The organism is Chrysiogenia bacterium (genome assembly GCA_020434085.1).
Lineage (GTDB): Bacteria > JAGRBM01 > JAGRBM01 > JAGRBM01 > JAGRBM01 > JAGRBM01.
This window is the reverse complement of the sequence record JAGRBM010000486.1, coordinates 1-9,286: the sequence shown is the minus strand read 5'-3', so window position 1 is coordinate 9,286 and position 9,286 is coordinate 1. Positions and strand designations below refer to the sequence as shown.

At 63.7% G+C, this 9,286-nt stretch carries 9 protein-coding genes; 3 read left to right on the top strand and 6 right to left on the bottom strand.

Going from position 1 to position 9,286, the window contains the following annotated elements:
- Positions 1–1,624: NADP-dependent malic enzyme (locus tag KDH09_16395; protein MCB0221278.1), on the bottom strand; the 1,624-nt coding region annotated here is incomplete at its 3' end.
- A 475-nt stretch (positions 1,625–2,099) separates the two neighbouring features.
- Here KDH09_16395 and fni point away from each other — a divergent pair.
- Positions 2,100–3,170, top strand: coding sequence for a type 2 isopentenyl-diphosphate Delta-isomerase (gene fni / locus KDH09_16390; GenBank protein ID MCB0221277.1), 1,071 nt, complete (start codon positions 2,100–2,102; stop codon positions 3,168–3,170).
- Between the two features lie 13 nt (positions 3,171–3,183).
- On the opposite strand, the gene KDH09_16385 is transcribed toward fni, so the two are convergent.
- On the bottom strand, positions 3,184–4,383 hold the full coding sequence (locus KDH09_16385; protein MCB0221276.1) for a hypothetical protein: 1,200 nt from the start codon (positions 4,381–4,383) through the stop codon (positions 3,184–3,186).
- Positions 4,384–4,386: 3 nt separating this feature from the next.
- On the bottom strand, positions 4,387–4,986 hold the full coding sequence (locus tag KDH09_16380; protein MCB0221275.1) for a hypothetical protein: 600 nt from the start codon (positions 4,984–4,986) through the stop codon (positions 4,387–4,389).
- Positions 4,987–5,089: 103 nt separating this feature from the next.
- On the opposite strand from KDH09_16380, the gene KDH09_16375 reads away from it, so the two are divergent.
- A complete protein-coding gene (locus KDH09_16375; protein ID MCB0221274.1) occupies positions 5,090–5,578 on the top strand; it encodes a hypothetical protein in 489 nt (162 codons plus the stop codon).
- A gap of 1 nt (position 5,579) precedes the next feature.
- Here KDH09_16375 and KDH09_16370 read toward each other — a convergent pair whose 3' ends face one another.
- Complete coding sequence (locus KDH09_16370) at positions 5,580–7,055, bottom strand: methyl-accepting chemotaxis protein (protein ID MCB0221273.1); 1,476 nt, start codon at positions 7,053–7,055, stop codon at positions 5,580–5,582.
- Between the two features lie 183 nt (positions 7,056–7,238).
- Between KDH09_16370 and KDH09_16365 the strand changes: the two genes are divergently transcribed.
- Complete coding sequence (locus KDH09_16365; GenBank protein MCB0221272.1) at positions 7,239–8,006, top strand: crotonase/enoyl-CoA hydratase family protein; 768 nt, start codon at positions 7,239–7,241, stop codon at positions 8,004–8,006.
- A gap of 1 nt (position 8,007) precedes the next feature.
- Here KDH09_16365 and KDH09_16360 read toward each other — a convergent pair whose 3' ends face one another.
- Positions 8,008–8,403, bottom strand: coding sequence for a hypothetical protein (locus tag KDH09_16360; GenBank protein MCB0221271.1), 396 nt, complete (start codon positions 8,401–8,403; stop codon positions 8,008–8,010).
- Complete coding sequence (locus tag KDH09_16355; protein ID MCB0221270.1) at positions 8,400–8,984, bottom strand: redoxin domain-containing protein; 585 nt, start codon at positions 8,982–8,984, stop codon at positions 8,400–8,402. Before KDH09_16355 ends, KDH09_16360 begins: the two co-directional genes overlap by 4 nt.
- Positions 8,985–9,286: the final 302 nt, after the last annotated feature.

Here is a 9,286-nt window from a genome sequence, read left to right as displayed (position 1 = left end):
TCATGGCGCCGTAATAGGCGCGCCGGCGCATCCAGCGAAATGCCTCGGATTCGATCATGCCCTTGCGCGAGCGTGCCTCGCACAGATCCTTCACGTAGTCGGGAACCCGGCTGCTGGTGCGCGGGTTGATGATCTCGACGTCGGCCGGATCGATGTCCAGGCGCTTGAGCTCGTTGTTCACCATCCCCTCGGGGCCGAGCAGGATGGGCTTGCAGATGCCTTCGTCAACGAGGCGCTGCACCGCGGCCAGAATGCGCGGGTTGTCGCCCTCGGGGAAGACGATACGCTCGCGCGCCTGCTTGGCGCGGTGGATGATCGGGCGAATGGCCTCGCTGGTGCGGTCGATGAAGCGCTTGAGCTGTTCCCGGTAGGCCTCGATGTCGGTGACCGGCTTGCGGGCGACGCCCTCTTCGGTCGCGGCCTGCGCCACGGCGGGGGCCACGCGAAGAAGCACGCGCGGATCGACCGGCTTGGGAATCAGGTAGTCGCGACCGAACTTGAGCGACTTGAGCGAGTAGGCCTTGAGCACGCTGTCGGGAACTTCTTCGCGCGCCAGTTCGGCAAGCGCCTTTACGGCCGCGATCTTCATGCCCAGCGTGATGCCGCGGGCGCGCGTGTCGAGGGCGCCGCGGAAAATGAACGGGAAGCCCAGGACGTTGTTGACCTGGTTGGGATAGTCGCTGCGACCGGTGGCGGCGATGACATCGTCACGCGCCGCGATCATGTCTGGGTAGGGAATCTCGGGATCGGGATTCGCCATGGCAAAGACGATCGGGTCCTTGGCCATGGAGCGCAGCATGTCCTTGGTGACGAGGTCGGCAGCCGAGACACCGACGAAGGCATCGGCGCCTTCCATGGCATCGGCCAGGGTGCGCGCCGAGGTATCGGACGCCCACTTCTCCTTGTACTCGTTCATGCGCTCTTCGCGGCCCTTGTAGATGACGCCCACCGAGTCGACGAGCATCATGTTCTGGCGGCGAACGCCCAGTGCGGTGTAGAGCTCGCAGATGGCAAGTGCCGCCGCGCCCGCGCCGGAGAACACGATTTTGACCTTGTCGATTTCCTTGCCGGCGATCTCAAGTGCGTTGAGGAAGCCCGCGGCGGAGATGATGGCCGTGCCATGCTGATCGTCGTGGAAGACGGGAATGTCCATCTTCTCGATCAGCTCTTTCTCGATCTTGAAGCACTCGGGTGCCTTGATGTCTTCGAGGTTGATGCCGCCGAAGGTGGGCTCAAGGGCTTTGACGATCTCGATGATCTTGTCGGGATCTTTTTCGTTGATCTCGATGTCGAAGACATCGATGCCGGCGAAGCGCTTGAAGAGAACGCCCTTGCCCTCCATGACGGGCTTGCCGGCGAGCGCGCCGATGTCACCAAGGCCGAGTACCGCGGTGCCGTTGCTGATGACAGCGACGAGGTTCCCCTTGGCGGTATACTCGTAGGCGGCCTCGGGATCTTTCTCGATCTCGCGGCAGGGTTCGGCAACGCCGGGGGTGTACGCCATCGAAAGGTCGCGCTGCGTGGCGCAGGGCTTGGTGGCGTTGACTTCGATTTTTCCGGGCTGGCCTTCGCGGTGGTAGGCCAGTGCGTCTCTGCGAATACGGTTCTTGGTCTCGTCGCTCATTTTCTCTTGGTTTTTTTAGGAATTGTTTCCGTGGAAGTGTTTTTGTTGATCGGTCAGTCGACCGATGCCCCATCCCAATGTGCCGCCGGAGTGCTGTTTGTGCCTTTGCGCTCCGGTGCGTGTCGAAACAATGCTTGATCGCCCACCGGCATTGCAAGCCGAAGCCCCGGGAATTTGGCGGAATCCGGGGCCGTGGGCTCGCCCCGGGCGGCACCGGCCCGGCCCGGCCGAGCCGGGAACGTGGGAGCGTCCGGGCGCTGGGCTAGCCGGCACTCGGGGCCGGATGCCTTTGCCACGGGGCGCGGCACTCCCCACCACTGAAAAGGGCCCGATTTGAGCCCAAAAATTCCGGGGGGAAACGCCATTGACCACCCGGGGGTGGTTTGGTAGAGTCCCGAACCTAACTGACCAGTCAGGTACCTTCGGGCTGCTCGGTTTAGAACCGTAACTTGCTGAAATCAGGCGGATTTGTATTTTGAGTGACACTCCCGGCATCGCCAATCGCAAGGCCCTGCACATCGAGGCCTGCCTGTCGGAGCAATCGCGCTCGGGCCGTAGTAACGGCCTGGACCGCTATCGCTTCGATCACCAGGCCCTGCCGGAGCTCGACTACGCCAAGGTGGAGACCTCCACCCGCTTCCTTGGAAAAGACCTCTGGGCGCCGCTGATGATTTCGCCGATGACCGGTGGGACCCAGGCGGCCGCAACCATCAATGAAAATCTGGCCCGCGCGGCCCAGGAACGCCGGATCGTCATGGGCGTGGGCTCCCAGCGCGCGGCCCTGGAGCACGAAGAGCTGCGCCGGACCTTTGAGATCCGTCGCCTGGCCCCCGATGCGGTCCTGTTCGCGAACCTCGGCGCCGTCCAGCTCAACAAGGGCATGGGCGTCTCCGAATGCACCGAAGCGGTCAAGATGATCGAGGCCGACGCCCTGTTCCTGCATCTCAACCCCCTTCAGGAAGTCCTGCAGGACGGGGGCGATACCGATTTTTCGGGGCTGCTTCGCAAGGTCGAGCGCGTCTGCCGCGAGCTGGACGTGCCGGTCTTCGCGCGTGAAGTTTCTTCGGGTATTTCCTCGCAGATGGCGCACGCCCTGCTCAACGCGGGTGTCACCGGCATCGATGTCGGCGGCGTGGGCGGCACGAGCTGGGCCAAAGTCGAGGGAATGATCAGCGAGAACGCGCAAACCCGCGCACTCTCGGAACTCTTTGCCGACTGGGGCCACGACGTGGCCGAGTCGTTGCTCAGTGTGCGTGAGATCTCGCGCACCTGCCCCCTCATCGCCTCGGGCGGCATTCGCGACGGCCTCGCCGCTGCAAAGGCCATTGCGCTTGGCGCGGACCTGGCTTCCATCGCCGGCGGCTTCCTTCAGGCCGGACTGGAAAGCGTCGAAGCCGTCATCGAAGTCATCGACACCCTGCGTGAGGCGCTCCGCATCACGCTCTTCTGCACGGGCCTTGGCACCGTGGCCAACCTGCAGGGCCACTTCCTCGAAGGCCAGATCACCCAGACCCCCGACGGCAAGGTCGTTAAACTCCGGGCCTGAGATCTTTCCCGAATTAATTGGGAACCGGATAGGACGCGAACTGCGTATATCGCATGCTCGGTCCGGGGAAGGGGTACACCCCCGCCAGAATCACAGTCACGATTCGTTTTCCGTCGGAACTGAAGAACAGGAACCTCCCCTGATTCGAATGCCCCGGTCGCAAGGGTAACAATGCATCGTTGAGCTCGCCGTTGTCAGGATTGAAGAACCCGACCACCGGTTGATCGTAGAGCCCCCCGACAACGACGAATGAGAGCCCGGCGATTTCGCTCACGTCGTCATAGGCGGCCATGTGAATCAGGTGGTCGTCCCAATCCTCGGGATAGATTTCCGGGTAATTGATGGTTTCCAGGTAACTCAGACTGGAGGCACTGAAAACATCCCCGCATGGGGTGATGATCCTTGAACCGTCGTTCGAGAGGGCCAGCAGTTCCTGGGGATCTGGGTCGCCGCGATTGTAGGGCCCGCACCCGGTGAGATCTCTTCCCGAGGGGCTGTCCATCTCGTGCATGGCCACGCCGCTTGTAATGTCGAGGCGCTGCAGCGTTCCGCCCGCAATGACGATCAGGCCGTCGCCATCGGCGGCAAGTTTGGCTTTCGCATACGAGAGCCCCGTTTCCCCCTGCGTTACCGCGCCGGTCATCAGATCCACGGAGAAGACGCGATCGTTGGAAAATACATGCGCGTATCCATCGCCATCGAGGACGACATCGGCAACATTCGACGCATTCACGCCGGTGACCGGGTAGGTGTCCACAACCGCCATGTCTTCGAGATCGACGTATACGAGCTGGGCGGTGGCGCCGGAGCCTGACTCATAGCTACCCAGATCCCCCAGGACGACGGCGGCGTCCATTCCGCCGGGACCGATGGACACATACAGTCCGATTCCGCTGAGTTCGAGTTTCCTCTCTGCCTGGTTAACGGGATTGACTGAAACGAGATAGAAGGGGCCGTTGGCCCGTTCCTCCACCGGAAGCGGTGCCGGCAGCGTGGTGGCGATTACCTGGTCGGTCAGCAGGTTGTACTCGGCGTCCACGACCTCGTAGGCCTTGCTTGCGCTGAGGCCGTTGATCGGAGGATCCGAACAATCGCCCGTGAAGAAGCTGCAAGTCGCCTCACCCAGCTCGTCGCAGGCGCCGAGTAGCACGCAGGCAAGAAGGGGAACGATCACAAACAACTTGCGGATGTTTTGGAAACGGAAGTTCTTCATGGCTCAGTACCTCCCCCCGATCATGGCGCCCAGCCGGAAGTGCCACTCGGCCAGGTCCGCGGTCTTGCCCCATGTTGCTCCGATGTTGGCATCGAGTCCCAGGGTGACATGCTCGATCAGGAAGAAACGAAATCCCCCGCCCAGGTCGCTGTAGAAGTCCGTCTGGTTGTAGCGAACCGGGTTGAGAACGAGGTCGTAGGTGTCGGCCTTTACCGAGATGGCACCCCAGGTGGAGTAGACGAAGAACACCCCCGGCCAATCCTCATCGCGCAGCTCTCCCTCCACGCCGCCGGAGATCATCCGCGCGCGCAGCTCCTGCCCCGGCGTGTCGAGAATCTTTGTGTAGTAGCTCTGGCTGTAGGCGACGCGAAAACCCACAGCAGCAAAATCATCGAGCCCTTTCAGATACGAAAACGAGCCGGCAAAGCCCGCGCCGGTTTCCTCGGCGTTTCCGCCGATGAAAGCCGTAAAGGCCGGGCCGAACTCCAGGTTCACCCGGCTGCCGTCTTCGCTTGCCAGTGCGTTGCCGGCTGCAAGCAGGAAATACGCGGCGGCCAGCAGCCCCAGCCTCGCCGCGCGCACAATTGTCCCGTGTCGTGTCATGTTCCAGCTCCCCATGCTGATTCGAGATAATCTGATGATAACCACTACGAAGTCGGCGGGTAAATGACTAGAATTGCGACAGTTGCCCGGCATGGAGAATGTAATGGACTCGCTCGCCGACATCGCGTGGATTGAGCTGTGTGTGGGCTTCGTGCTCGGCGCGGCTGTCGCGACGGGGATCATTGCGCTCTACCGGCGGCGGATCGTGCGTTACTTCACCGAGCGCGAGCTGCACACGACGCGCCGGCTCATTGCCGAAGGGCGCACCGATGAAGCGGCGGCCCGGGTGCGACGGCTCATTCGCGAGGGGCTGCTCAGCGACCACGCACCAGGCATTGCGCGGCGCCAGGTCGATGCCATTTACCGCGAGAGCGGCGCCCACGAGACGGTGACGCGGGTGCGCAGTTTCGTGGAGACCTGGCGCAGCGAGCATGCGGAAGTGGAGCCCGGCGATGTGAAGGGCCGGGTCGATGCGGTGCTGCGATCCCTGCAGGTGCTGACGATTGAGGAAGCGGACGTGGGCGAGGGCGCCCGGCGCCGTCTTCCACGGGTGCCGCGGATTCGAAAACGCCGCGATCAGGATCCCGAGTAATTCAGGTTTCGATGATGCGACGCAGGTCGCCGGCCAGCTCGCCCAGTTCCTGCGCCGTGGCGGCCAGCTCTTCACTGGCCTGCGCGTTGGAGTAGACGAGGTCGTTGACCTCCGCCGCGGCCGAGGTGATGTGCTCGAGGGCGCGCGCCTGTTCGGCTGCTTCGCGCACGTTGTCGCGGCTTGTCACTCCCAGGCGCTCCACCGAGTCTCGAATACGATCGAGTGAGGCGCGGCTTTCGCGAAACACCGCCTGAAAACCCACGACCGTCTCGGAGATTTCCGCGAGCCCCAGCATCAGCGCGTCCATGTCGCGGCGGAAGCCGTCCATTGTGTCGCCCACGCCCGAGGCCTTGCTGCCCGAATCCTCCGCCAGGGTGCGCACTTCGTCTGCGACGACGGCAAAGCCGCGACCCTGATCGCCCGCGCGGGCGGCCTCGATGCTGGCATTGAGGGCCAGCATGTTGGTCTGGGCGGCGATCTCTCGAATCGTGTCGATGAAATCCAGAATGCGACCGCCCCAGTTTTCCATGCTCCGGAAATTGTTTTGGGAATCTTCAACTGCCTGCTGAACCGCTTCGATGTTGCCAACGGTCTTGCTCATCACGCCGTCGACCTCGCCGGAGTAGGTCGAGACCCGTTCGAGTTCCTCGAAGCTCTGGCGCGCGCGTTCGGCAATGGCATTGGCGGTGGCCGAGACTTCTTCAACGCCGGCGGAGATTTCGCGCGCCTCGCGGCTGGCGTTTTCGGACTTGCTCGAAAGGGTCGTCGTCGCCCGGGAGACCTGGGCGACCGCTTCGGCCAGCCGCTCGGCGGCGGCGCCGGTTCGCTGGTTTGAAGAGCGGAGCCGCTCAAGCAGGTTGCTCATCTGTTCCTGCGACTCGTACTGGATTCGCAGCGGCTGGGAGGCCAGCTCCGCGGCCGAGAGGATGAAACCGCCCGCGCCGGCAAGCCCGCCCCACATGAAGATCTGGTCGAGCCCTGAGAAGACCGACTCCATCGAGTAATCGAGAATCACGTGAATGAGCAGGGCGGCGGAAATCGCGACGATCCGGTGGGCGCGCAGTAGCGGAAGCACGAAGGTCGAGGTCACCATGATGGTGAGAAAGCCCATCAGGTGCAGCGTGTTCGAGTTATAACCCAGGTAGTACGAGCCCCAGTCCCACACGCCGCTGTAAACGGCGGTGAACGCCATCACGTAGAGCTCCAGCGAATACTTGGCTTCCTTCGCGCGCCAGGTGATGGCGACGTAGACCAGCGTGGCCAACAGCAGCCAGAAGCGCGCGAAGAGGATCTCGGAGACGGGCAGGGGCGTCACGCCGAAGTGGGCGCCGTAGACCGTGTAGAAATCGATGAAGAGAAAGGTGAATACCCCGCCCAGGGAAAAGAGCGCCTGCAGGCGCGCGCGCGGGAGCCAGAACTCGTGCAGCAGGTGCTTGCCGAAGTCCGAGCTCTGAAGCCACCAGCCCCGGCTCTTCATGGATGTGCCCTGCCGGGCGTCGTCGCTGTTTGCCGTGCCAGTCTCACGCGCATTTCCCCGTTTGCTGAAGTGGCCTCATTCTAGTCCGCCGCGCCCCTCGAAATCCATGGCGAGCCGTTGCTTGCCAAGTCGGGGAGGCGCCCGTACGCTGGAGCGCGACTTGCCCGCAAAGGAGCGCCTGCCATGTGTGTCACGATCGAAAAGAACGGACCCGTCACGACGATTCTGCTGTCGCGTCCAGAAGTAAAAAACGCGGTGGACGGCCCCACGGCGCAGAAGCTGGCCGACGCCTTTCGCGCTTTCGAGGAAGACGACGAAGCCTGCGTTGCCGTGCTCCATGGGCAGGGCGGCGTCTTCTGCGCGGGCGCGGATCTCAAAGCCATCTCCGACGGGCGCGGCAACCGCATGGCGCAGACCGGCGACGGGCCGATGGGGCCCTCGCGCATGCTGCTTTCAAAGCCGGTGATCGCGGCGGTCTCGGGCTATGCGGTGGCCGGCGGTCTGGAGCTCGCGCTCTGGTGCGACATGCGCGTGATGGAGGAGGGCGCGACCTTCGGTGTGTTCTGCCGCCGCTGGGGCGTTCCGCTCATCGACGGCGGCACGGTGCGGCTTCCCCGGCTCATCGGTCTCTCTCGCGCGATGGACATGATTCTGACCGGCCGCCCGGTGGGCGCGACCGAGGCGCTGGCAATCGGGCTTGCCAATCGCGTCGTTCCCGACGGCGCCGCGCGCGTCGAGGCCGAAAAGCTCGCCGCGCAGATCGCCGCCTTCCCGCAGCTCTGCATGCGCGCCGATCGCCAGAGCGCCTACGAGCAGTTCGGGATGGATCTGGGCGATGCGATCCTGAACGAATTCAACCACGGCCTCAAAGTCGTGCAGAGCGGCGAGACGCTCAAGGGCGCCACCAAGTTCGCCAAGGGCGCCGGGCGCCACGGGAGTTTCGGGGAATAGCTCAGTCGCGGGTGAGTTTGAGCCACGACGCGGTGACCAGGCCCCACAGCAGGTTGTAGAAGATCACGAAGAGCGGCGTGAGCGTTCCGAGCTCGAGACCCAGGTAGCCCTTGCCCGCCTGGGGCAGAAACCAGAGCAGCGCGGCCGCCGCGGGCGCCAGGCCCAGCAGGGTTCCCAGCCCGATGGTCTTCGAAAACGGAATCAGGAAGAGCATTCCCCACAGCCCACCCCATACGAGGCGCGGATAGAGCCAGCCCCAACTGAAATCGGGCGCCATGGAAACGCCCACCATGTCGGGCACGCCGGCTGCACCGAGCAGCCACACGGCCGCCGAGTTGGCCAGCGCGCCGACGGCGCCGGCGGCATAGCGTCCGGAGATTTTTGCCGGGATGTTCACTCGCTTGTTTCCTCTTCACGCGGCGCGGGCTCTTCGGTCTCTTCAGGTGTGGGCGCTTCATTCTGCCCGCTCACCATTTCAGGCTTGGGCACTTGGGGCGCCTCTTCGGCGAGCAGCTTCTCGATCCACGCCTCGGTCTGCGCGTAGCTGCCCTCGCCGAAATGGGTGTAGCGAATGCGGCCTTCCTTGTCGATCAGGTAGAGCGCCGGCCAGTAGCGGTTGTGGAAGCGCCGCCAGATGACGTAGTCGTTGTCGATGGCGATGGGGTAGGCGATCGCGTTCTTTTTGACGTAGGCGCGCACGTTCTCGATGACCTTCTCGCGCTCGAACTCCGGCGTGTGAACGCCGACGATGGTGAGTCCCTTGTCGGCGAATTTCCCGTGCCAGCCCTTCACATGGGGCTCGACGTTCTTGCAGTTCCAGCAGGCGAAGGTCCAGAACTCGACGAGCACCACCTTGCCGCGGAGCGCCTCCAGGGTGAGCGGCGCGGAATTGATCCAGTGCTCGGCGCTGATGTCGGGGGCAGGTACCGGCTCGGCGATCTCCCGCGTCATCGCGGCGGGCGCCTGGCAGGCGAGCATCGCAAACAGGGCGGCGGCAAAGACGAGTCGCTTCACGGGGTTCCTCCGGTGGGGGAAGTGTAGCACGGGGCGGGGTTGCCCGTTCGATTCGGCCCCTTCAGTCGCCTGCGGCGCCAGCTCCCCCGGCCCTTCGATCGACTCAGGACAGGCTGCGGGGGAGCGCGAAGGGGTGAAGCCTGCCGGCTTTACCCATTTCCGAGATTTTTTCTTCCCCGGGGCGGGGCGTGTTTACAATTTCCAAAATTTTTTTCTTCGAATTCTCCTTTCGCGCGCAAAAAGATCGTCCCGGCAGTAGTGCTGCC

Excerpts from the sequence above, each read along its gene's own strand:
- KDH09_16385 (MCB0221276.1), bottom strand. The coding sequence starts at position 4,383 with ATGAAGAACTTCCGTTTCCAAAACATCCGCAAGTTGTTTGTGATCGTT.
- KDH09_16380 (MCB0221275.1), bottom strand. The coding sequence starts at position 4,986 with ATGACACGACACGGGACAATTGTGCGCGCGGCGAGGCTGGGGCTGCTG.
- KDH09_16375 (MCB0221274.1), top strand. The coding sequence starts at position 5,090 with ATGGACTCGCTCGCCGACATCGCGTGGATTGAGCTGTGTGTGGGCTTC.
- KDH09_16370 (MCB0221273.1), bottom strand. The coding sequence starts at position 7,055 with ATGAAGAGCCGGGGCTGGTGGCTTCAGAGCTCGGACTTCGGCAAGCAC.
- KDH09_16365 (MCB0221272.1), top strand. The coding sequence starts at position 7,239 with ATGTGTGTCACGATCGAAAAGAACGGACCCGTCACGACGATTCTGCTG.
- KDH09_16355 (MCB0221270.1), bottom strand. The coding sequence starts at position 8,984 with ATGCTCGCCTGCCAGGCGCCCGCCGCGATGACGCGGGAGATCGCCGAG.